General features: G+C 68.4%; 26 protein-coding genes. 19 read left to right on the plus strand and 7 right to left on the minus strand.

Annotated elements, in window-relative coordinates; all coding sequences use genetic code 11:
- Positions 1-538: DUF4265 domain-containing protein (locus WH85_RS42960; protein ID WP_342669832.1), on the plus strand; the 538-nt coding region annotated here is incomplete at its 5' end.
- On the opposite strand, the gene WH85_RS42965 is transcribed toward WH85_RS42960, so the two are convergent.
- The gene (locus WH85_RS42965; RefSeq protein WP_045747958.1) at positions 524-751 is read right to left on the minus strand and encodes a hypothetical protein; all 228 of its coding nucleotides are present in this window, start codon (positions 749-751) and stop codon (positions 524-526) included. The two genes, WH85_RS42960 and WH85_RS42965, sit on opposite strands and share 15 nt — an antisense overlap.
- A gap of 144 nt (positions 752-895) precedes the next feature.
- Between WH85_RS42965 and WH85_RS42970 the strand changes: the two genes are divergently transcribed.
- A complete protein-coding gene (locus WH85_RS42970; protein ID WP_045747959.1) occupies positions 896-1,276 on the plus strand; it encodes a DUF7674 family protein in 381 nt (126 codons plus the stop codon).
- Between the two features lie 361 nt (positions 1,277-1,637).
- Here WH85_RS42970 and WH85_RS42975 read toward each other — a convergent pair whose 3' ends face one another.
- Complete coding sequence (locus tag WH85_RS42975) at positions 1,638-2,489, minus strand: class I SAM-dependent methyltransferase (RefSeq protein WP_045747960.1); 852 nt, start codon at positions 2,487-2,489, stop codon at positions 1,638-1,640.
- A gap of 182 nt (positions 2,490-2,671) precedes the next feature.
- A complete protein-coding gene (locus WH85_RS42980; RefSeq protein ID WP_211275621.1) occupies positions 2,672-3,262 on the minus strand; it encodes a suppressor of fused domain protein in 591 nt (196 codons plus the stop codon).
- 161 nt (positions 3,263-3,423) lie between these two features.
- On the opposite strand from WH85_RS42980, the gene WH85_RS42985 reads away from it, so the two are divergent.
- A complete protein-coding gene (locus WH85_RS42985) occupies positions 3,424-4,041 on the plus strand; it encodes a histidine phosphatase family protein (protein WP_045747962.1) in 618 nt (205 codons plus the stop codon).
- Positions 4,038-4,655: a maleylpyruvate isomerase family mycothiol-dependent enzyme gene (locus WH85_RS42990; RefSeq protein WP_245674344.1), complete on the plus strand. Its 618-nt coding sequence runs from the start codon at positions 4,038-4,040 to the stop codon at positions 4,653-4,655. Before WH85_RS42985 ends, WH85_RS42990 begins: the two co-directional genes overlap by 4 nt.
- A 131-nt stretch (positions 4,656-4,786) precedes the next feature.
- Here the strand turns inward: WH85_RS42990 and WH85_RS42995 are convergent, their stop codons facing one another.
- Entirely contained in the window at positions 4,787-5,455 is a 669-nt protein-coding gene (locus WH85_RS42995; RefSeq protein ID WP_045747964.1) for a PilZ domain-containing protein, read from the minus strand.
- Between the two features lie 477 nt (positions 5,456-5,932).
- Between WH85_RS42995 and WH85_RS47915 the strand changes: the two genes are divergently transcribed.
- The 3 genes from WH85_RS47915 to WH85_RS43010 all read left to right on the plus strand — a co-directional run bounded on the left by WH85_RS47915 (position 5,933) and on the right by WH85_RS43010 (position 8,837).
- Positions 5,933-6,376: a GNAT family N-acetyltransferase gene (locus WH85_RS47915; protein ID WP_052721213.1), complete on the plus strand. Its 444-nt coding sequence runs from the start codon at positions 5,933-5,935 to the stop codon at positions 6,374-6,376.
- 10 nt (positions 6,377-6,386) lie between these two features.
- Entirely contained in the window at positions 6,387-6,920 is a 534-nt protein-coding gene (locus tag WH85_RS43005; protein ID WP_045747965.1) for a GNAT family N-acetyltransferase, read from the plus strand.
- A gap of 78 nt (positions 6,921-6,998) precedes the next feature.
- Complete coding sequence (locus tag WH85_RS43010; protein ID WP_045747966.1) at positions 6,999-8,837, plus strand: WD40 repeat domain-containing protein; 1,839 nt, start codon at positions 6,999-7,001, stop codon at positions 8,835-8,837.
- 77 nt (positions 8,838-8,914) lie between these two features.
- On the opposite strand, the gene WH85_RS43015 is transcribed toward WH85_RS43010, so the two are convergent.
- On the minus strand, positions 8,915-9,673 hold the full coding sequence (locus tag WH85_RS43015; protein WP_169792573.1) for a Stf0 family sulfotransferase: 759 nt from the start codon (positions 9,671-9,673) through the stop codon (positions 8,915-8,917).
- A 69-nt stretch (positions 9,674-9,742) separates the two neighbouring features.
- On the opposite strand from WH85_RS43015, the gene WH85_RS43020 reads away from it, so the two are divergent.
- The gene (locus tag WH85_RS43020) at positions 9,743-10,549 is read left to right on the plus strand and encodes an alpha/beta fold hydrolase (RefSeq protein WP_045747968.1); all 807 of its coding nucleotides are present in this window, start codon (positions 9,743-9,745) and stop codon (positions 10,547-10,549) included.
- Between the two features lie 133 nt (positions 10,550-10,682).
- Here WH85_RS43020 and WH85_RS43025 read toward each other — a convergent pair whose 3' ends face one another.
- On the minus strand, positions 10,683-11,654 hold the full coding sequence (locus tag WH85_RS43025; RefSeq protein ID WP_052721214.1) for an NmrA family NAD(P)-binding protein: 972 nt from the start codon (positions 11,652-11,654) through the stop codon (positions 10,683-10,685).
- 83 nt (positions 11,655-11,737) lie between these two features.
- Between WH85_RS43025 and WH85_RS43030 the strand changes: the two genes are divergently transcribed.
- Entirely contained in the window at positions 11,738-12,337 is a 600-nt protein-coding gene (locus tag WH85_RS43030) for a TetR/AcrR family transcriptional regulator (RefSeq protein WP_052721215.1), read from the plus strand.
- Positions 12,338-12,469: 132 nt separating this feature from the next.
- Here WH85_RS43030 and WH85_RS43035 read toward each other — a convergent pair whose 3' ends face one another.
- Entirely contained in the window at positions 12,470-13,114 is a 645-nt protein-coding gene (locus tag WH85_RS43035) for a dihydrofolate reductase family protein (protein ID WP_045747969.1), read from the minus strand.
- Between the two features lie 186 nt (positions 13,115-13,300).
- Between WH85_RS43035 and WH85_RS43040 the strand changes: the two genes are divergently transcribed.
- From WH85_RS43040 to WH85_RS43080, 10 genes are all read left to right on the plus strand, one after another.
- Positions 13,301-13,669, plus strand: a complete 369-nt coding sequence (locus WH85_RS43040) for a YciI family protein (protein ID WP_045747970.1) — start codon at positions 13,301-13,303, stop codon at positions 13,667-13,669.
- Positions 13,666-14,907, plus strand: coding sequence for an RNA polymerase sigma factor (locus WH85_RS43045; RefSeq protein ID WP_045747971.1), 1,242 nt, complete (start codon positions 13,666-13,668; stop codon positions 14,905-14,907). The genes WH85_RS43040 and WH85_RS43045 overlap by 4 nt, the downstream gene beginning before the upstream one ends.
- 353 nt (positions 14,908-15,260) lie before the next feature.
- Positions 15,261-15,806, plus strand: a complete 546-nt coding sequence (locus WH85_RS43050; protein WP_157411584.1) for a hypothetical protein — start codon at positions 15,261-15,263, stop codon at positions 15,804-15,806.
- An 80-nt stretch (positions 15,807-15,886) separates the two neighbouring features.
- Positions 15,887-16,201: a hypothetical protein gene (locus WH85_RS43055; protein ID WP_045747973.1), complete on the plus strand. Its 315-nt coding sequence runs from the start codon at positions 15,887-15,889 to the stop codon at positions 16,199-16,201.
- Between the two features lie 132 nt (positions 16,202-16,333).
- Entirely contained in the window at positions 16,334-17,089 is a 756-nt protein-coding gene (locus WH85_RS43060; RefSeq protein ID WP_045747974.1) for a TnsA-like heteromeric transposase endonuclease subunit, read from the plus strand.
- Entirely contained in the window at positions 17,086-18,777 is a 1,692-nt protein-coding gene (locus tag WH85_RS43065) for a Mu transposase C-terminal domain-containing protein (protein WP_211275623.1), read from the plus strand. The genes WH85_RS43060 and WH85_RS43065 overlap by 4 nt, the downstream gene beginning before the upstream one ends.
- Before the next feature lie 33 nt (positions 18,778-18,810).
- Positions 18,811-19,158: a hypothetical protein gene (locus WH85_RS52580; protein WP_211275624.1), complete on the plus strand. Its 348-nt coding sequence runs from the start codon at positions 18,811-18,813 to the stop codon at positions 19,156-19,158.
- On the plus strand, positions 19,149-20,171 hold the full coding sequence (locus tag WH85_RS43070) for an ATP-binding protein (protein WP_045747975.1): 1,023 nt from the start codon (positions 19,149-19,151) through the stop codon (positions 20,169-20,171). Before WH85_RS52580 ends, WH85_RS43070 begins: the two co-directional genes overlap by 10 nt.
- On the plus strand, positions 20,168-21,361 hold the full coding sequence (locus tag WH85_RS43075; protein ID WP_045747976.1) for a TniQ family protein: 1,194 nt from the start codon (positions 20,168-20,170) through the stop codon (positions 21,359-21,361). The genes WH85_RS43070 and WH85_RS43075 overlap by 4 nt, the downstream gene beginning before the upstream one ends.
- A 134-nt stretch (positions 21,362-21,495) precedes the next feature.
- A complete protein-coding gene (locus WH85_RS43080) occupies positions 21,496-21,747 on the plus strand; it encodes a hypothetical protein (protein WP_045747977.1) in 252 nt (83 codons plus the stop codon).
- Positions 21,748-21,813 lie beyond the last annotated feature (66 nt).

Raw genomic sequence — 21,813 nt, forward strand, 5'->3', positions numbered from 1 at the left:
GCGGCATGGATCAACCCGCCCGCAGAGAACCAGGCTGACCAGCAGATTCACTCAAAGAATCCGTGATCAACCCGCCTCAAAAATCTTGACACGTTCCGCGCGCGAGGGCTGGTTGCCGTATGACACCGAAGGTCTGTGGGTAACTCAGCTGGGCGAGGACACGGCCCGGGTGGAAAACGTGGCGTTCCTGCAGGACGGCATCGCACAAGGTGACGTTGTCAGGTTCCAGATGAACCAAAACGGTATGCGCTGGGCGACGGGCCGGGTGGAGGCATCGGGGCACTGCGTCATCCCGGTTCTGCCGGTGCCGTCCGGGCCGTTGGGTCGGAGCGCGTCGGCTGTCCACGCTGCGTTCGCGCGTTTCGGCTTGGGCGGTGAAGTATTCAGCGCTGAGTTGCCGCTCGTGGCTTTCGACGTTTCTGCCGATGCCGACTTCGGTGAGATCCAGCAGGTTCTTGCGGTTGGCAAGTCGCAGGGTTGGTGGCACTTCGAGGTGGGTTGCGGGACCGACCGTTGGTGGAACTCAGCAGGGTCCTGACGAGGGCTTGGGGCCGTCGTCCGTGTTCTGCAGGCGTAGGCGGCTAAGGGCGAGCATGTCGATGAGCCAACCGGGCCCGCCGGTGATGCCGTGGGCGTGCAAGACGTCGTCTACTTCGCGGTGAACTGGCGGGCCCGGTTGTGCCAGGAAGTCCTCGCAGATCTCGAGCAGCAACGGCACCAGGTCGTTGGGCTCGGTCTCGCCGGTGTTCATGAACGAGCCTCAGGCAACGTTCTCGATCGCGGTACCGGATCCTTGAAGAAGCGATGTTCGGCCTCGCCACCAAACCGCACTTCGCCACGCCAAGGCCGTCTGGCCGCAGCAGGTGGCTGGCACCGCCGTTGAAAGGATGGAGCAGTGACGACAGAGACTGAGTTCGTTCAAGCCTTCGTCGACCGGTTTCCGGTCCTTCGGCCAGACTACGACGATCATGTCGAGGACATGGGTGAGCTCCTGCCGCACGTCATTTTCGGGGTCGGAGAAGGCTTCACCGACCGAATCGTCGACGCCTATCTGGGGGACGATGACCCTCTCGACTGGAGAAGCGTGCTGATGTTCTTCGAGGAGCATTTCGACCGCGGCGATCGTGGCATCGACGAAGTGCTGGTAACGAGCTTCCTGGACAGGTTGCCTTGGTCGAATCAGCCTGGATACGACCTGGTGGACCAACTGCCCGAACAACTCCGCACCCGATTCGACCTGCTACGGCCGACAGCCGGGGCAACTCGCGACAGTTGAATAACGCGCTCTCACCAGTTTCAACAGCCGCGACGTCGGGACGCATCCGTCCGGGTTGCGCGTGACTCTCGCGCGAGCCGCACGGCCTTGCCAGTCTCCTGCAGCGACGCCTCCTGTCATTCACGGAGAGTAGCGATCAATTTGTTGTTGAGGCGCTTCCAAAGCGAATCCGCGACAGTTGAATAGGCGGTCTCACCAGTAGGGCGGGCCTCTCGACAAAATCCTCGAACGGCTCGTCGCCTTCCCCACTCGACAGGGACGACACCGCGCCGGATCGGAACACCTGCCCCTACCGCTGGTAGCCAGCCTCGTCGAGCACCACTGACCGGCGCAGACACGTTATCTGCCCGGACATCCGCGCTCAGCAGCCCCTCCGCACCGCCTGAGGACCAGGTCGGTGACCGGGGTCCGGCAGCTGCCTGATCCCGAAGGCGTAGAGCACCTCCGCGGTCAGCAACCGCTCCTCGTCGGCGGCCAGCCGCTCAGCCAGCACAGCGGCGAACTCCTGCTCGAAAGCGTGTGCCGGCCCCGGCCCGAGGGTGGCGAACGCGGCCCGGTGCACGCCCCGGGTGTGCGCGTGCCAGGCCTTCGCCGCGTCGGCGCGACTGAACCGGACCGTCCCGCCGATCACCTCACCCGGCACGAACCCCGCGTCGGCCAGCACGCGGCGGCACTGCTGCGGTGTGCCCAGCGGCGCCACCGGATCGTCGAGGACCAGACCGTGGGCGACGGCCAGCCCACGGAACAGGCCCGCGATCCTCGGGAACCCGGCCCGCATGGTGGAGAACCCGACGGTGCCGCCCGGCCGCAGCAGCCGCCACCACTCGGCCAGCGCCGCCGCGACCGGCAGGTAGAGCATGCCCGCCGAGCACAGCACCAGGTCGAACGACCGGTCGGGAAGGTGCGGCAGCCGGGAGGCGTCGGCCCGGATCAGCTCGACGGGTGCCGCACCGGCCTCCGGGGGATGCCGGCGGGCCCGGTGCAGCATGCCGTCGGAGATGTCGACGCCCGTGACGTGCCCGGAGGGGCCGGCCGCCAATGCCGCGGCCCGGGCCGCCATGCCCGTCCCGGTGGCGGCGTCCAGCACCCGGGAACCCACGCCGGGACGGGCCAGCTCGACGAGCCGTCGCGCATATCGCACATGCCACACGTCGTCGTCATAGCCCGCCGCGCGTTCGTCGAACCCCGCCGCGATACTGCCCGACGTCTCCATCGCCGCCTCCCACCGTCAACGCCACCGACCCGGCATCCCCTGCGGAACGAGTCTCGACCCTGCCCCAGGGGACGAGTCAAGCCACGGCCGCGGGCAGCACGCGCCGCGAGTCCTGCCCGGTGTCGTCAGCGCTCGCCGACCCCGTCGGCGAGCGCTGACGACGGACAGTGAGAAGAGGAGTGTCAGGCCCGAGAAGGATCAGTGATCATCAGCGGGTCGTCCGGGATCTCGGTCAGCCCGTCCCGTTCCGCCTCGGTCACCCCGACCAGCTGCAGGAACGCGACCCGCCCGTTGGGCGTGCGCAGTTCCGTCAGTTCCGGATCGTCGGCGAGCACGAACACGCACAGCCCGGTCTCCGGGCCACCCGACTCCGGGAACCCGGTGATCGGGCCGCGCATGTCGATCCACTGTCCGGCTTCCAACAGCATGCCCTGGCTGTTGATGTAGGTGGCGATCTGGTGCAGCATGCTCACCGGCCAGCCCGGCGGCACGTGTTCGTCGTCGGCCCGGACCAGGCGGAACGTCAGCTCGAATCCCCAGCCGGAGAATTCCGGGTCGTCGTCGGGACTCTTGCCCCAGAGTTCGGTCAACCCGAATGTCACGTAATGCCAGTGCCCGGCGGCCTCGTACGCGGAACAGCCCTGCAGATTGCGGCCGAACTCCGACGGCGGGTAGGCGGCGAACCGGGGCTCGGCGCCGGGGTAGAGGCGGGCCAGCGCTGCGGTGATGGCATCCCAGCCGGGCGCCGCACCGTGATGGTCATCGTTGGTCACGCCGAATTTGATCATGACCGGGGCGTGCCCGACAAACCGGCATCCACCAGGCGGAAGATCAACAGACGGTGAGAGCCGCCCGCGCGGTGATCGAGGCAGGTGGATGTCGTACCCGGGTGCTAGGTTGCCCGCATGGTCCACATACCGATGCGGACGGTGCGATGAGCGGCCTGCGCCTGATCGCCGCCGCTCCCACGCCGGGGCTGCGTCGCGCCCGTTTCGGAGGCGACGAGGACCTCGACGAGGGAGGCCTGCGCGCGTCGCTTGCGCTCTCTTCTCTTGTACGCTCCGCCAAAAGCTGGACCACCAGCCCGTCTCGCGCGTCCCGCCAGACGACCCGGGCACTCGGCGGCGACACGGCGATCACGTCCGCCCACGTCGAAACGGCCCTCGCCGATCCCGTCTTCGGCACCTGGACCGGCCGCACCCTCGACCAGATCGACCCCGCCGTCCTGCGCACCTGGCTGTCCGACCCGGACTTCCGCGACCACGGCGGCGAGTCCCTGGCCCAGGCCGGATCCCGCGCCGCCACCTGGCTGTCCACCATGACCGAGGCCCCACCCACGACGACCGCCCCGGCCGGGGCCACGCGGACCGGGGGAGACGGCATCGTGGTCGCGCACCCGCTGATCATCCGCGCACTGCTGACCGCGGCGCTCGGGCTGCCACCCACCGGCTACCAGATCCTCGACGTGGCACCCCTGTCGATCACCCGGCTCACCCACCGGTCCGGGCGTTGGCGGCTGCACTTCCCGACACCCGTACCATCGCCATGGTGACCGTGACCCAGGTGCTCGACCGGGAGTCCCAAGCCCTCACCGCAGCCCTGCGGTCCCTGCCCGCCGGCGCCTGGGACCGCCTCACCCGCTGCACCCCCTGGCGGGTCCGCGACCTGGCCGGGCACATCATCGCCGTCGTCAGCCGGGTGCCCGGCATGATCGCCGGCCCGGCACCGGAGCGGGCGGACACCGACGCGGCGCGCTACTACCGCGGTGACGAGCGGTTCAGTGACAGCGCCAACGAGGACCGCATCGCCCTCGGCCGCACGATCGGCGGCGCCACCCCGGACGAGCTGATCACCGAGCTGGAGAAGACCTGCCGGCAGGCCCTCGACGACGCCCGCACACAACCGCCCGGGCGGATCGTGGTGACCCGGCACGGCGACGCGATGCTGCTCGACGAGTTCCTGACCACGCGCGTGCTGGAGATCGCCGTCCACGGCCTCGACATCGCCGACGCGATCCCGGTCCCCGCATGGCTCACCCCGGCCGCCGCCGCACACCTGCAGCGACTGTTCCCCGCAACGGCCGGCGCCCCGGACCCGGCGGCCGCCCTGCGCGCAGCGACCGGCCGCGCTCCCACCACCGGCACGTCCGGCCTGACCTTCGGTTGACCTTCCCGTTGCGAGGCCATCCGCGCCGCCCCTACCCGAGCATCGCACCCCACGCCCGGTCCCGGCCCCGGTAGGCGATCATGTAACCCGGCATCCGGCGGAACGCGCCCGGCCCCGTTCCGGGCGTGCCGTCAGAACATCGGGATCCGGCGCTGCGCCCGCCGCAGGAACGCGTCCAGCCGCTCCTCGGTCCGGTTGTCCACGTCGACGAACTTCAGCCGCACGTCACCCGGCTGGCCACCGGTCGCCGCCACCAGGCAGGTCAACCGGGCCACCCCGTCCGGCAGGTGCAACTCGGCCACCAGGTGCGCCCCGCTGGCCAGCTCCGCGGCGAACTGGCGCACCAGTTCCTCACCGATCACCGCCGGGTTCAGCGTCACGTGCGCGCCACCGGTCGACAGGTCGTCGGTGTGTCCCGGGTACACCCGGTCGGACGCCACCGCCATCGTCGCCGGGATCCGCACCGGCACCCGCACCCCGAGACGGCGCTCGACACCCGAGACCGACTCGTCGACCCGGATGTACACCCCGGGCGCCTCACCGTCGGCGACCGGGACCACCGTGCCGCACGCGTACCCGCCGCGCCCGTCCTGCGTCCACTGCACCTCGGCCTGCGTGCCGATCTCCGCGGCCAGTCCGGGCAGTTCGACCCGCAGCACGTCCCCGGGGTGCCGGGTCACCTGGCAGGTCCGCGCCGAGCCACCCCCGAACGACACGTACACCGCGGCAGCACGCCAGGGCAGCGGCTGCTCCTGCACGACATCGACTGCTTCGCGGGGCACACCCACAGCGCGCACCATCGTCAACGCCCCCTAAACGAAGACCGTTCGTTCATCCAACACCGCGGTGGCGCCGTTTATCCCGTGAATGCCCCGATAACTCAGATCATGCCTGCTCAGCAGCCTGTCACGACCGCACCGGGCGCCGCTGTCCCCAGGCCGAACTCCATCCACCCCGTCACGGCGAAACCGGCCCGTTCCAGCAACACGGCCAGGCGACCCGGGCTGCGGCGATGCACGCGCACGTTCATGGGGTGGCCCCCGTACCCCTCAGTCTTGAGGGTTGTCCCCTGGCCGGGGTGGAAATCGATCCCGCCACGAACCGGAGTTCCGGATGTTCGTGGCGGGCCACCGCCGCCATCCTCGGCGACAGGTCGATCCCGAACGCGTCCACTCCGTGTCCGGCCAGATGTGCCGTGATCGGCCAGCCAGCTGGTTCCACTGTGTTCCGTCATCGACGGGCACCCTACCGGCCGGCCGCTGGGCCAGAATGTGCCCATGGGTTTCGAGATCAGGGATGTCCGGGACACCGACGCGACGGCGCTGGTGGCGCTGGTGGCGGCGATGGGCTACACCGTCGGCGACGACGACATCCGGCAGCGGCTGACAGCGATGCCGGACGACAACGGGGTCTTCGTCGCCGACGACGGGGAACGGATCCTCGGCTGGTGTCACGTCTTCCGCAGCCACAGCCTCATCGTCGGCCCCCGCGTGGAGATCGCCGGCCTCGCCGTCGACGAGCAGCACCAGCGGGCCGGTGTCGGCGGCGCCCTGCTGCGCCACGCCGAACAGTGGGCGCTGCGGCACGGCGTCGACCTGGTGTACCTGCGGTCCGGCAGTGAACGCGAGGCGGCTCACGACTTCTACCGCAAGAACGGCTACCGGGCGGTGAAGAGCCAGGTGGCGTTCAGCAGGACACTGCGGACGGCCGGGGACTGCTAGCGTTCCGCGCATGTCGGATCTGGGAGATGTGCCGTGGCCGCCCGCGCCGATCAGGACGGAGCGTCTCGTGCTGCGCGAGTCGCAGGCCCGCGACCGGCCGGTCTTCGTCGAGCTGCTCGTCTCCCCGGGGGTGAACACCTACCTCGGCGGCCCCCGCTCGCGGGCCGACGCGGAGGGTGAGGTGCCCGAGCTGCCCGGCCGGTGGCCGGGCAGCTTCGTCGTGGACCGCGACGGCGAGATGATCGGGCACATCCTGCTGCGCCGGCCCACCGGCGACCGCCGCCCGGCGGCCAACGGCCGGGTCGACCTCGGCTACCTCTTCCTGCCACAGACGTGGGGACGGGGGTACGCGTCGGAAGCCTGCGCCGCGGCCCTGGACTGGTTCGATGCGGCCCTGCCCGCCGAACCGGTCGTGCTGTTCACGCAGAGCGCCAACACCGCTTCGATGCGCCTCGCGGCGAAACTGGGCTTCGCCGAGGTGGAACGATTCCACGCCTGGGACGCCGAGCAGTGGCTGGGACTGCGGCCCGCGGCCGGGTCATAGCCGCGACCGGCCCGGGGCTGAGCCCGCGCGGGGGTGCGCGAGAATACGGCTCACTTTCTCCGCGGCGAAGGGAACAGCGTGCGGGACGAGAACGGCTGGGTCCAGTACTACGACCAGAAACGCGAACGGGTGCCCGCCGACCATCTCGGCGGTTTCGAACCCGAGTCGATACTGGTCGACGGCACCGTGGTCCTGTTCGGCGGCCGGTGCGACGACCGGCTGCCGCTGCGCGCGTTCGACAGGGACTCCGGCATGTCACTGCCGGACCGGGCCGGACTGCACGGGGACCGTCCGCCGCGGGCGATGGCCCTGGGCCGGTGCGGGGAGCGGACCCTGCTGGCGACGGCCTCCCCGGGCGGCGTGGTCCGGGTCCGGGACGCCGTGACCGGCATCCCGGTCGGCGCGGAGATCCGCCACGAACGGACCGGCGTGTCCGTGGCGGTGACCACCGTCGTCGACCCGGACGGTGGCGGCGTCGACGTGGTCGCGGTCGCCGGCAGCGCCTGGATCAAGGCGTGGCGGGTGGACGACGGCGAACAGGTGGCCAGCCGTGGTTATCGCGGGGTGCGCTTCGTCGCGTACCAGGGAAGGTTGCTCGCGGCGCAAGCCAAGGGCTCCGGCCGGGAGGTCCGCGACGTGCTCACCGGCAAGGTCGTCGGCCGGCTGTTCTCGGTCCCGCCGGACCTCGTCTGGACGATCACCGAAATCGACGGGAGACTCCTGGTCATCGGCGTGCATGCGGAGACCGGGGCGCCGTGGGCGTGGGACGTCCTCGCCGGTGTGCCGGTCGCCCACCCGCCGCTGGCGGTGCTGCCGCAGGACGCCGGGCAGATCACCGCTATCACCGTGGCCGACGACCTCACCACGCTGCTGACCTGGTACACCGAGGACGGCGACGTCGGCGCCGGCTGCTGGCGGACCGGACCGGACGGCCCCGTTCCCTCACCGGTGCCGTTCGGCACCGGGACCATCACCGACGTCGCGCTCGGCGGCGGGCTGATCGCCCAGGCCGGCACCCGCAACCGGCTGACCGTGCACCGCGCGGCCACCGGCGAACCGGTCGTCTCGCCGTTCTACGGCGGACCGGTCCAGCCCCCGGCCGGTGTCACCACGCTCGGCGGGCGCACGGTGGCGGTCCTGCCCGGCAACCCCATGATGCTCTGGGACGTGGCCGCGGGCCGGCCGGTCGCCCGGGTCGACGCCGGCGTCGACGACGTGCACCGCATCGGCGTCGACGGGCAGGGCACGGCCGCGGTGCTGTACCCGTCGGACGGGGAGAAGCCGCGCCTGCGCATCCTCGACCTGGCCACCGGGCAGGTCCGGGCCGATGTGCCGCTGGAGCCGCAGTACGCCGGGCTGATCCCCGCGCCGGTGCTGTTCGACCATGGTGGCCGGCAGGTCGTCGCGATCGCCACGCAGAACCCGGAATCCGACGACGCGATCGTGTTGTACGACGCCGCCACCGGTGACCGGATTCCCGGCACGTTCGGCAAGCCTTTCAAGGAGTTGCCGCCCGGTTCGGGCATGCCCGTCCACCTGTACTCGGTGCTCACCACCGGCCGGGTCGGCGGCCGGCAGATCGTGGCGGCCGGTGCCGACTTCGGCAGTGAGGTGCGCCTCTGGGACGCGGCCACCGGCGAGACGCTGTTGCGGATCCAGGCCGGTGGAATGGGCGTGGCGGCGATCGCGCTCGGCGACCACCACGGACGGCCGATCGTGGCGACCGCCACCAGCACGTACCCGCGGCTGCAGGTGTGGGATGCGACCACCGGGAAGCAACTGCGCAAGGGCATCGACATGAGCCGGCGGGTCAATCCGATGAAGGCGACCGCCCTGACGATCGCGTCGTGGCGCGGTCAGACCGTGGTGCTGGCCGCGGCGCCGGACTGGCCGCCCTTCATGTGGGTCGTCGAATAGGGACCCTTTTTCGGCGTACGCGCGCTGGGTGGCCTTTCCAAAAGGGCCTTTCGGCGCGCACCCCACTTGCCGAAATCTCAGGAGAATCGTTCTGACAGAACCCGATACTGCTTGATCCACCGCTTGTTGATCTCGTCGGCTTGACGTTGGTGCCGCGCCACGATCGGCGGCCCCTGATCCGGAACCGTGATGCCGAGGAACTCCACCACCCCGCGGGTCACCGCCACCACGTCCCGCTCGAGATCCTCGTAGAACACCCGATGCGGGCGGATCCCGCAAGTGGCGAACCATGCCTGCCAGGCGGCGTTGTGCTCCTCGATCGTGGAGATGAGGCGCCGGATCGCACCCGCGTCGAACACCGGCTCCCGCCCGTTGCCGCCACCATCGCCGCTGATCTCACCGTTGCCGCCGACGAACCACGTGCCGGTCTGCTCGGCGCGCAACCAGGACACAGCCTGCGCCACCACGTCACGCCGTGCCAGATAGACGAAGCCCGCACGACCGAACGCCCGGTGCAGAAGCCCGAGATCGTCACCGGCGAGGTCCCGGTGAACCGTCCGTAGCTTGTCGACGACCTCACCCAGCGTCCCCCACATCAGCTTCGCCCCGAACACCCCGTTCGGCGTGCTGCCCGCCGCCCGGGCCGCCCGCATAAAGTCCGCGTAGCTCGGGGCAGGACCAAGCCGCCACCGCTCAGCCCACAACAACTCGTCCGGCGCCCGAAAATACGACTGCGGCCGGCCACAGACCCCCGTGGAGTCCAGAAGCCCGATCAGCAGAGAGCTGCCCGTACGCGGCGTGGCACACACGAAGTACGACTCGACGGCCTCGCTCATCCTGCCGGGCCTCCCTTGTTCGACGCTTACCCTCTCCACCCGGACGGCAGTCGAAGTATAGTTTCGTCGATGGATCCACTGAGGAGACATCGTGTCCAGCTGGGCGGGAACCAGGAAGCGCCGCCCATGGTCTTCGTGCACGGCTTCGGCGAGTATCAGCACATGTGGCGGTTCATCACCCCGGAGTTCGAGGAAGACCGCCGTACCGTGCTGTTCGACATCCTCGGCGACGACCAGGGCGCGGTCAACGGCTACCCGCCCGAGCGCTACGGCACGCTGCGCGGCCACGCCGACGACCTGCTGCGCATCCTGCGTGCCCTGGACCTGCACCAGGTGATGCTGGTCGGCCATTCGGTCGGCGCCATGATCGGCGCTCTCGCCGCGATCGAAGAACCAGAGCGCTTCGCCGGCCTGGTGATGATCACCGCCTCGGCGCGCTACGTCGACGACGACGGCTACGTCGGCGGGTTCTCCCGCGCCGACATCGAGGGCCTGCTGGACGCTATCGACAGCAACTACCTGGGCTGGTCCCGGGCGACCGCACCGACCGTGATGGCCGACGGCAGCATGCCCGAGCTGACCGAGGAACTGGTGCAGAGCTTCGCCCGTACGAACCCGCGGATCGCCCTGCAGTTCGCCCGCGCCACGTTCCTTTCCGACCACCGCGACGACCTCGCCCTGCTGAAACTGCCGGTACTGGTCCTGCAGTGCACCGCCGACGCGATGGTGCCGGCCTCGGCCGGTGATTACCTGCACGAGCACATCCCCGGCAGTCGGCTTCAGGTCCTCAGCGCCACGGGCCACTTCCCGCACCTGAGCGCCCCGGCCCCCACGGTGGAGGCAGTCCGGGCATTCGTCGACACCGTCACCGTGTGACCCGACCGCCGGCCGCGAGCAGGTTCGGGTCACACGCGCCTTCAAGCCGGTGTCCCGGGGGGACTGTCAAGAAAACGGCTCTTTGGGCCTTCGAGGGTTTTCTCCCGCTCCCTCAGGTCGTACGGGATGCAGGTCAGCGTGTTCGGGCGGGTGCCGGCCAGGCGGCGGTGGCGGCCCACTGATCGAAGGTCAGCAGTGCGGGGTGGAGGGCGCGCAGCCGGTTGAGATCGCGGTCTCGGGTGGCGATGTCACGTGTCTGCAGGAAGGCGCTCATCGCCGCGAGGTCGTGGCCCACCTCCGGGACGGAGGCGACGACGACCTCCAGCGGAAGGTTCCGGTACTCAGCGGGGATACCGGTGCGCCGCTCGACTGTCCGGGCGATGTCCGCGCCGGAGAGACGGTCACCGACGACGGCGAGGTCGCGGGTGCCCCAGGACTGCCAGTTGGTGAACATGTACGCGGCGAACCACCCGATGTCCGAGAGCGCGATCATCGGGTAGTGGCCGTCGCCGAACGGCAGGACGAACGTGATGCCCTCGCGCCCGTCTGTGAGCCTTCCCGGGGTGGGTGCCAGCGCGGAGGTCAGGTTCTCGTAGTAAGGGGCGGTGGTGAGGATGGCGACGTGGTCGGTGAACCATCCGTCGTTCACCTGCCGCATCATCTCCTCGGCCCGCTGCAGGTTGATGGACGAGGCCACGGCCGCTTTGCCGTCGTAGTGCGGAACGGCGACGGTGCCGTCGGTCAGGGCCAGCGCGTCGTCCAGCGATGACCAGATGAACTGGTCGACGCGTTGCCGGTGTGCGCTGTCAAGGATCGCGCGGCCCAGCTCGTATTCGGCGACTGGACTGTTGGTGGCGAAGAAGTTGGTGTTGCAGAACACCGAGTCGACGGTGCCCATCAGGCCGTCCAACCACGCGCTGTCGGTGAGTTCACCCTCGATGATCTCAACCGCCCCTGAGGTCTGCAGATGCCGCGCCCGGGCGCTCTGCGCGTCTCGGGTCGGGACCACCACCGATCGCCCAGGGATCCGGACGAGATGCTCGACGACCGCGCGGCCCATCGCGCCGGTACCACCGATCACCAGGGTTTTCTCGTTCTCGTTCATGGGTGCCCCTTCAAAAATGGATTACGCGGTCCAGAATCTAAACCTTTTGGATCGCGCAGTCCATTCTTGGTAAGATCCGCCACATGGACGTGTCGCGACTGACCAGCAAGGGCCGGGCCACCCGGGCCCGCATCGTCAATGCCGCCGCGGAACAGGTCCGAGCGCACGGACTGGAGACGTTGAGCCTGGACGCAGTGGGCACGGCCACCTCGACCAGCCGATCCCAGCTGTTCCACTACTTCCCGCAGGGCAAGCGTGGACTGCTGCGGGCGGTCTTCGAACACGAGATCGCCGAGCTGACCGCCGCGCAGGAACCGGCGCTGCACGACCTGTCCAGCCGGCGGTCGTGGGAGGCATGGCGCGACGGCCTCAGCGTCTACTACTTCACCCAGGGCCGCTGGACATGTCCCCTCACGGCCCTGGCCGCTCAGGTGGCAGCCACCGACGAGGATCTCAGCGCCTGGCTGATCGCACAGAGCACCACTTGGCGGCAGACGCTCGCCACCGGCGTCGCCGCCATACAGCACCGGCAACAGCCGAACGACCAGGATGAGGACCTCGCGGCCACGATGATCTGCCAGATCCAGGGTGGCCTGATCATGGGCCGGATCGACCGCAGTCCGGAGAGCCTACGCGCCGTGCTGCGCCGCATCCTTGACTGGATCCCAGCCCAGGCCGCGTGACCCGTCGCTCACGGAGCCGTCGGCCAGTTACTTGCCGGGGCTGGCCTCGGCCGGCCGCAGCGGCCGGTAGCCGTCGGTGTCGAGCTGGGCGAGTTCGCGTCACCGCGGATGGTGAGCAGTATCCGATGCAGGTCACTTTCGCCAGAACAGATGGTGCATCACCCCGCTCGGGCTGGGAACGACCTCCAGGTGGAACCGGTCGAGCAACTCGTCGGGGGACTCCCAGAGCCGTACTCCGGACCCGAGCTCGACCGGCGAGACCGCTACGTGCAGGGTGTCGACGAGGTCGGCGTCGAGGAACTGCCGGATGGTGGTAGCCCCGCCGCCGAGCCGGACGTCCCTGCCCTGCGCCGCCTCCCGGGCCTGGCCGAGAACCGTGGCAGGGTCGCCGCCGACGAAGTGGAACGTGGTGTCGGAGAGCGTGAACGAAGGACGCCCGTGGTGGGTCATGACGAACACCGGGGTGTGGAACGGGGGCTCGTCACCCCACCAGCCGCGCCATTCGTGGTGGCGCCAGGGCCCGCGCTGGGGACCGAACTTGTTGCGACCCATGATCTCGGCGCCGATGTTGTGGGCGAAGTCCCGGGTGAGGTAGTCGTCGAGACCCCGGCTGCCCCCGGGTTCGGTGCGCCTGGGCCAGCTCGCCGTGGCGCCGGCCCAGGCGAACAGCCTCTCGGGGTCGACATGACCGAACGGCCGCTCCAGGGTCTGGTCCTCACCGGCGCCGATGCCGTCACTCGAGACGTTGAAGTTCTGGACTTTCAGCAGTTGAGCCACGTGCTCCTCCTGTGATGGCGATGGCGATGGCCATGGTGAGGTCGGAGCCGGTCGGCGGTTCTTGACGCGTACCCGGAGAATTATTTGATCTGTGGAATCTGTCGCCGGGATGTCAAGGGCAGCCGGTTCGCGACGACCACCTGGTGAAGGCGCCCGGCCGGGCGCTGCAACGCTCAGGAGTTGGTAATGAAGTTTCTGCTGATCATGAACATCAACCCCGTCATCATGGAGGAGCTGACCGAGGCCGAGCGCCAGGAGATCATGGCCGGCCATGGCGAGTTCATGACGACGATCCGCAAGTCCGGCGAGATGATCAGCACCGAGGCGCTGGCCGACCCGTCCCAGAGTGCGGTGGTCCGTGTCCGCGACGGTGTACCGGTCGTCACCGACGGCCCTTACCTGGAGGCCAAGGAGTTCCTGGGCGGCTATTACCTGGTCGACGTCGCGAGCAGGGACCGCGCGCTGGAGCTGGCCGCCATGATCCCGGACGCCCGGGTCGACGGACTGGGCATCGAGGTCCGCCAGGTGATCTTCTCCGGTGGCCCGACCGCGTGAGCGCCGACCGCACCACCGTCGAGGGCCTGCTTCGCGCGCTTGCGCCGCAGGTCCTCGGCGCGCTGGTGCGCCGCTACGGGCAGTTCGACCTGAGCGAGGACGCCGTGCAGGAGGCACTGCTCGCCGCGGCGACACGCTGGCCGGCCGAAGGCGTCCCCGGCAACCCACGTGGCTGGCTGATCACGGTCGCCGGCCGCCGCCTGGTCGACCAGATCCGTAGCGAACAGGCCCGGCGGCGACGCGAGGACGAGGTGACCCTCCTGGAGCCGGATCGGACGTCGCCCGGCCACGGCGAGGACACGCCGGGCGACCGGGACGACACGCTCACCCTGCTGTTCCTGTGTTGCCACCCGGCGCTGAGCCCGGCCTCGCAGGTCGCGTTGACGCTGCGCGCGGTCGGCGGCCTGACCACCGCGGAGATCGCCCGCGCCTACTTCGTGCCGGAACCGACCATGGCGGCCAGGATCAGCCGGGCGAAGCAGCTGATCAGGGCCGCCGGCAGCCAGTTCACCATGCCGGTCGGGCAGGATCGGGCGGAGCGACTACGGGTCGTGCTGCACGTGCTGTACGTGATCTTCAACGAGGGCTACACCGCCAGTTCCGGAGACCGGCTGCGGCGCGACGACCTGGCCGCCGAGGCGATCCGGTTGACCCGCATGCTGCACCGTCTGCTGCCGGACGACGGCGCGGTGGCCGGCCTGCTGGCTTTGATGCTGCTCACCGACGCCCGCCGGGACGCCCGCACCGGCCTGCACGGCGAGCTGATCCCGCTCGACGAGCAGGACCGCTCGCGGTGGGACCGCGGTCGCATCGCCGAGGGTGTCGCGCTGGTCACCGACGCGATGACCCGCTCGTCACTCGGCCCCTACCAGTTGCAGGCAGCCATCGCCGCACTGCACGACGAGGCGCCCAGCACCGGCGCGACCGACTGGCGTCAGATCAACACGTTGTACAAGATCCTGGTGCGGCTCTCGCCGAACCCGATGGCCAGCCTGAACCGGGCGGTGGCGGTCGCCATGATCGACGGACCGCGGGCCGGCCTCGCCCTGCTGGACGAACTGTCAGCGGACAACCGGATCACGGACCACCACCGGCTGCACGCGGTCCGCGCACACCTTCTGGAGATGGCCGGCGACCATCCGGCGGCCCGGGAGTTTTACCACCGCGCTGCCCGCGGTACGACCAGCCTGGCCGAGTGCCGCTACCTGGAAACCCGCGCCGCCCGACTTGCGGGCTGACTTTCCCACGCCACATCCACCCGGGGTCACTTCCGCGTTAATTAACGTATTGCAATAACCAGTAATCCAATAATCCAGTCAGAGGTGCAAACCGGACATAATTTCGGTACACCATAATGACAGTTATGTTGTACGCAACGCGTGCGAGAGGCGCGCTGCCGCGATGATGATCATCATGGAGCTGTATGGGTACGGGTGTCGGCTGCCAGTTGATGTGAGGCACTGCCAGAAGAGCTGAGGCATTCCGACACTTCTGCCAACCGAGTTGAGGCAGAGACAGCCGGCAGGGTGCTTGCCTCTGCAGGGCCGCCAAATCGCGCGACAAGATCTTGAGCGGCGGCCACACTGTGCTGGTGTTGGAGCCAGAACTCAACGTGCGTGATTATCTGCGGCAGGTCGAGCTACATGCCCTAGACGTGGTCGCTGCGGCGCGGGATGAGGGCTGGCAAACGTACGGCGACGACCCGGCGGACGCCACTCCGCTGCAACGCGCGGTCAACGAGATGGCCCGCATCCTTCGGCACCATCACTTCGAGGACGACGGTTGCATCGAACCGAACCGACCGGTGCTCCACCTCGGCGGCGCTGCGTTGTTCGTGCCGGGTGAAACGGAAGCCCAGCAAGACAACTATCGGGTTGGCTGTGCTCGACTCGGTGTCGATACCCGAGATGAGGGTTGGGCGCTCTGGTACACCTGGGACGACCAGCAGCGCGCCCACACGATGGTGACCACGGCTTTGGAGACGACTCGGGGCCTGCTGGACAACTGGGCACAGGGCCGCGATGTTCATCCGGCCCAGCCGCGGCGTAGTCAGATCCGCGCCGTCATCCGGGGATGGGTCGGGCCGGTCGCTCTGTCGCCCAGTTACGCCAGCACGAAAGGGCTGGGCGGATGTTGAGCACAGCGGCCGCGTCAGGTCAGTCGATGGCCGGCGAGAGTCGTAGCGGTCGGATGTCTCGGTAGGTCAAGATCGTCAACATGGATCGGTACGAAGGTCGCGGCTGGCTGGATTGGTGGGCGAACTCCTCCACGCTTCTCGGGAGCGCCGAGGTGACGGTGGTCATCACTGCCTCCGATGCCGAGTGGAACGCCGAAGCCCAGTTGATCAGTGAAGATGAAGATGAGCGCGAAGGGTTCGCGTTCCTCTGTGACCTGGACCCGGTCTTCACGTTACGGTTCGAGGACGACAGCACGATCCCTGTGATGGTGCACAGGGATTCAGACAATCTGATCAAGCTGACGCAGTACGTCGGTCCGACCCATCGACCGATCGATCATCAGATCGATCTGTAGACGGCACCGCGCAGCGAATTCATCGGCTGGGTGAATCGTTCGCTCCGCTGGTCGATTCGCGCCTTGCCGCTGGCAGACTAGGTTGCCCGGAACGCGAGGGCTTCGCCTCGATGCGCACAGGGCGGTGCTGGGGTGGACGCTGCCAGGGCCTTGCCGTCGGCAATCTACGGCGAGAGATTCGAGCTGGCCTTCATCGATGCTGACGGCGTTCGCTGTCGAGAGCCTTTGCTGACCAGCTGGAACACACCGTTCGAGAGATGCGGCCAGATCCGTCGATTCACCTCCCGCCGTGGTCAGCGCAGCTTCTCTGGACTTTGGTACTTCGCCACCAGCCATGAGCATGTCGGTTACGAATCCTGGCTGGAGCATGATCGGCTGATACTGCTGGACGCCGACCCGGATGTCGTCGCGGTTGCGTCGCAGCCGTTCTGGTTGTGCTGGCAGGACGACGAGGAACGTCCGGTTCGCCACGCGCCGGATTACTTCGTCCGGCGCCGTGACGGAACCGCAGTAGTGATCGACGTTCGCGCCGATGAGCGGATCGGTCCCAAAGACGCGGCGAAGTTCACGGCCACAGCGCGGGCTTGCGAGTCCGTCGGCTGGGGGTTCGAGCGCGTCGGCGCCCTCGATCCGGTTCTCGCGACGAACTTGCGTTGGTTGTCGGGCTACCGGCATCAGCGATATCACCGGCCAGGGCACGCTGAACAGCTACGCCGGGTATTCGCTCGACCGGTCCCGCTGATGGAGGGCGCAAGCGAGGTCGGCGATCCGCTCGGAGTGCTGCCGACGCTATTCCACATGTTGTGGCTGCGGGAGCTGCAGACGGATCTGCGGTCGTCGCCGTTGAACGAGACGTCGCTGATCCGCGTGGCGGGAGAACCTCGGTGACGGTGTCGCGGCCGCCGATACTGCGGATCGGTGACGAGGTTCGGCTGCGCGATCAGGTGCACGTGGTGGATGGCCTAGCGAACGGCGAGATCCGGCTACTCGACGTCACCAGCGAAGTAGTGATGATGCCGCTGAGCCAGCTGCTGACCGACCCGACGTTCAGGGTCGTTGCCGCGGTTCCTCCGGCTCCGTTGCCGCCGGCCGGCCTGCTGGAGGGCCTCCCAGACGAGGCCGTGGAACAGGCTCGCTGGTGGGAACGGCACATCATGGAGGTGATCACGGGACTGCCGCCCAGCTCGGAGAAGGATGCGCGGTGTCGACCGGAGTTCGATCCGGAGATCCGCTCGCTGCGGCAACGGGAGCTGACGAAGGTCGCGGAGTTGAGCTCACAGGGCGAGCAGATCAGCTTCAAGACTCTGCAGCGGTTGCGGCGTGCTTACGAGCGTGAGGGTTTGTGGGCGCTGGTGGACCACCGGTTCACGCGATTGTCGTCGCCGACCGGGCGGGCCGATGAGCGGGTGGTCGCGGCGATGCTGACCGCAATCGGGGAGCAGACGCATCAGTCGACGGGCACGGCTACGAGGGTGCGGCGCCGCACGCAGCAAATCCTCTCGGCCGACTATGGGAATGAGGCCCCGGCGATGCCACCGGAGCGGACGTTCTACCGTCTGTTCGCGGTGTTGTCGGCGGGCAAGCACACCACGGGTTCGGCGCGGACCCGGCAGTCGGTGGCGAAACAGCCGGAACGGCCGTTCGGGACGGTGACCGCGTTCCGGCCGGGCGAATGGACGCAGATCGACAGCACCCCGTTGAACGTCCGGGTGGTGCTGGACAACGGCGAGACAGACCGAGTGGAACTCACCTGGATGATCGACCTGGCGACACGGACAATCCCGGCCGCGGTGCTTCGCCCGACGACCAAGGCCGCCGACGCGGCGATCCTGCTGGCCAAGGCCATGACACCGGAACCGATGCGCCCCGGGTGGGTCGACGCGTTGCGGATGTCCCGGTCGGTGCTGCCGCACCGCCGACTGACCGAGTTAGACGAGCGCCTGGAACACGCCGCTGCCCGGCCGGTGATCGTCCCCGAAACGATCGTCTGCGATCACGGCAAGGCCTACATCTCCCGAACGTTCCAGAATGCCTGCCGGGCGATGGGGATCAACTTCCAACCCACCCACAAGGGCTCGCCTTGGGAGAAGGGCAACGTCGAGCGCAGCTTCGATTCGGTGGACACGCTGTTCGCGCAGTATGTCGCCGGCTACGTCGGCTCCAGCGTCGAGCACCGAGGCCGGCACGCGGAGAAGGGCGCGGTCTGGTCGATGGCCGAGTTGCAGGCGCTGCTGGACGAGTGGATCGTGGCGGTCTGGCAGAACCGGCCCCACGACGGGTTACGCGATCCGGTCACCCCGGACAAGGCTTTGACGCCGAACGAGCAGTATGCGGCGCTGATCGAGATCAGCGGGTACGCCGCGGTTCCGTTGGGCGGCAACGACTACATCGAGCTGCTGCCGGTGTCCTGGCACGTGATCGGCAAAGAAGGCGTCAAGCTGCGCAAGCGCACCTACGACGACAAGGCGCTGGTGCCGCTGCGCGGGCAGCCGTCCGGGGTCGCCGCGAAGAAGAACCAGTGGGAGGTCCGCTACGACCCCTACGACATCACCCGGATCTGGGTGCGTGACCACTAGAAGGGCGGCTGGATCCAAGTTCCGTGGAAGCATTTGCGCAGCGCTCCGGCCCCGTTCGGGGAGCTGGCCTGGCAACACGCCCGGCGGGTTCTCGCGGAGCGAGGCCAGGACGCGGCGACCGAGGCCGAGATTGCGCAGGCCGCCGCGGATCTGCTGGATGTCGCCGAGCAGGGGCCACCTGGCAAGGCCACGAAGAAGGACCGCAAGGTGGCCGGCCGGACCCGGGCCACCACCACGACGGCCTGGCCGCGACCAGTTCCTGCGCTGGCCGGGCCGGTCGCGGAGACCGAGGAGGAGGAGCCGGAGAGCGGGGAGGGTCTCGCGCCGGTGATCCCGTTGCCGGTGTTCGACGCGCGGGAGGAGGCCAAGCGGTGGTGGTGAACGGGGAACCGGAGACCGAGCCAGGGTTGGGGGACCGTCGGGATCCGCCCACAACCTTGCAGGGCTGGCGCCGGTTCGTCGATGCCGAGCCGGCCCAGTTCGAGCTGCTCCCCGAAGCCCGGGTGGTCGCCCTGAGCTCGGCCGAGCGGATGGCCTACGACGAGGCTCGCATCGATTACCACTCCGAGATGGTGATCGTCGCGACGTCCACGGTTCGGCAGGTCACCCAGCAGGGACGGCTGCTGACCATGCTGAACCGGCGGGAGTCCAGCGCTCGCCGCGGGCTGATCGTCTCCGGGGCCTGGACCACGGGCAAGAGCACGGCGCTCAAGCAGCTCGGCCGCACCCACGAACTCATGATCCGGCAGCGATTCCCCGGGCAGGACCGCATCCCGGTCGTCTATGTCACCACCCCGCCGAAGGGCTCGCCCCGCAAGCTGGCCGCGGAGTTCGCTCGGTTCCTCGGACTACCGCCGATCAAGGCGCGCTTCAACACCACCGACATCGCTGACGCGGTCTGCCGGGTCCTCATCGAAGCCCGCTGCGACCTGGTGCTGGTCGATGAGATTCACAACCTGAACCTCGCCACCGCCGCCGGCGAAGACATGTCCGACCACCTCAAATACTTCACCGAGCACCTGCCCGCGACATTCGTCTACGCCGGCATCAACGTCGAACGCAACGGCCTGTTCACCGGCGTCCGGGGCAAACAGATCGCCGGCCGTTGCGTGCTGATCAAGACCGCCCCGTTCCCCTACCAGGCGGAGTGGAAGAGCCTGATCGCCACGATGGAAGACGCGCTACGGCTGCACCGCCACCAACCCGGCACGCTTGCCCGCCTGGACCGCTACCTGCACAAACGCACCCGCGGAATGATCGGCAGCCTGTCCCATCTGGTCCGGGCCGCCGCGCTCACCGCGATCGACACCGGCGCGGAGGCGATCACCCGGGAGCTGCTCGACGACACTTCGGTTGACTACGCGGCTGAGTCCGACGACCAGGGCGCCGCATGACGATCTCCGCGGAACGGTTGCTGCCTCTGCGGCGGCTCCCGCGCACACCGCCACCGTTGGTGAATGAGACCGTCCACTCCTATCTCTGGCGATTGGCCGAAGCCAACGCGCTGACCGGCCAAGACCTCCACTTGCACCTGACCGGCAGCAAAAAGCGCAGGAAGGACGACATCGCCGCCGAACAGCTGTCTGCGCTCACCGGGTTTCCGGAGCGGACGTTGCGCTACGCCATGCTCGAACTCTGCTCGCCCGACGATCTCGCCACCATGCACGTCGCCGGCCGGCCTCGTCCGGGCCCGACCGGATGGGGTCTGCGCTGGCCGCACCATCGAATCCGATACGCCTGCGACCACTGCGCGGCCCAGCGCGGTGTCATCACACGGCGAACCGCCCGCGCGACGGTCTGGACCACTCACGAGGAGATCGTCTGCCTCCGGCATCGGCGCTGGCTCGGTGTCCGACACCAAGGCAATCAGCTGGATCTCACCTGCTTGCCGGACATCCTCAAAGCCAACCGGCGGCATCGACGCATGATCAAACTGTTCGGACGGGAACGGGTCCGCAACGCCACGATGGATGCGGTCCCGATCTGCCACGACTGGAACACGTCGCTTTGGGAAGGCAAACCGGCCTACCAGCGCATTCAGGTCTTCAAGCACCTGGACTACGAGACCCGTTTCGTCGACAACGCAACCCTCGACGCCGCGACTTACCCCGAGGCCATGGCCCTGGCCCGCCTCTTCGCCTCGCCCTACTGGCGTCATCAGGCGGTGGTCGACAACCTCGAACCCGTCGACAAGCGCGCCATGGTCCGACTCTTCGAAGAGGCCCAGGGCCGGCAAACCGACCCGGACCTTCTCAGCAGACTGCATGCCGCCGCCGCGGGTGTTCTCCAGGAAGGTCCCGCACTTGCTCGTTTCGTCGGCGAAATACAACGCACCGTCAACCTGGACTACCGATGGAATGCCTGGCCGCACTACCGGAAGTTCGGGCCCATCACCCAGTGGATCATGGACGAGATCGATGCCATCCGGAACCCGGGCGGCCATCGATCGCTACGGCGCTACGAATCTCCCGAACACTACGAACAAGCCGTCAACATCCCCCGCCAAACGCAAGATCACCGACCAAGCGCATCGCGCCTTGCCTCAGGTTTATTGGCAGAAACCCAGGCGCGCTCCTGCCAATAAACCTGAGGCACCCCAGCTCAGGAGCCTTATCCTGCCTCAACTCTTTTGGCAGGCGACAACGGGGATTGGGACGGCGAGCCCTGCTGTGACGCGAACACCGGGATGCGTGGGACTTCCCGATAACGGCGGAGCGGGTGGCTGCCGACTTCGAGGTTGAGGTCGAGGTTGCGAGACGGGCTCTGGAAGAGTTCGAAGGTTTTCAGGCGCCACCAGCTTCGGCCCTGGCGGTGGACGGGTCGACGCTGTTTGATGAGCCAGGATTCTGGGCTCATCACCTGCGCTCCTCAGCAGGGAATGTCGCCGCGCTGGAGGCGGTGTTCGGACTGAGCTACACGCAGTGGCTCACGCCGTACACGGAACGTGTCAAGATTTTTGAGGCGGGTTGATCACGGATTCTTTGAGTGAATCTGCTGGTCAGCCTGGTTCTCTGCGGGCGGGTTGATCCATGCCGC

The organism is Actinoplanes rectilineatus, assembly GCF_000962825.1.
Lineage (GTDB): Bacteria > Actinomycetota > Actinomycetes > Mycobacteriales > Micromonosporaceae > Actinoplanes > Actinoplanes rectilineatus.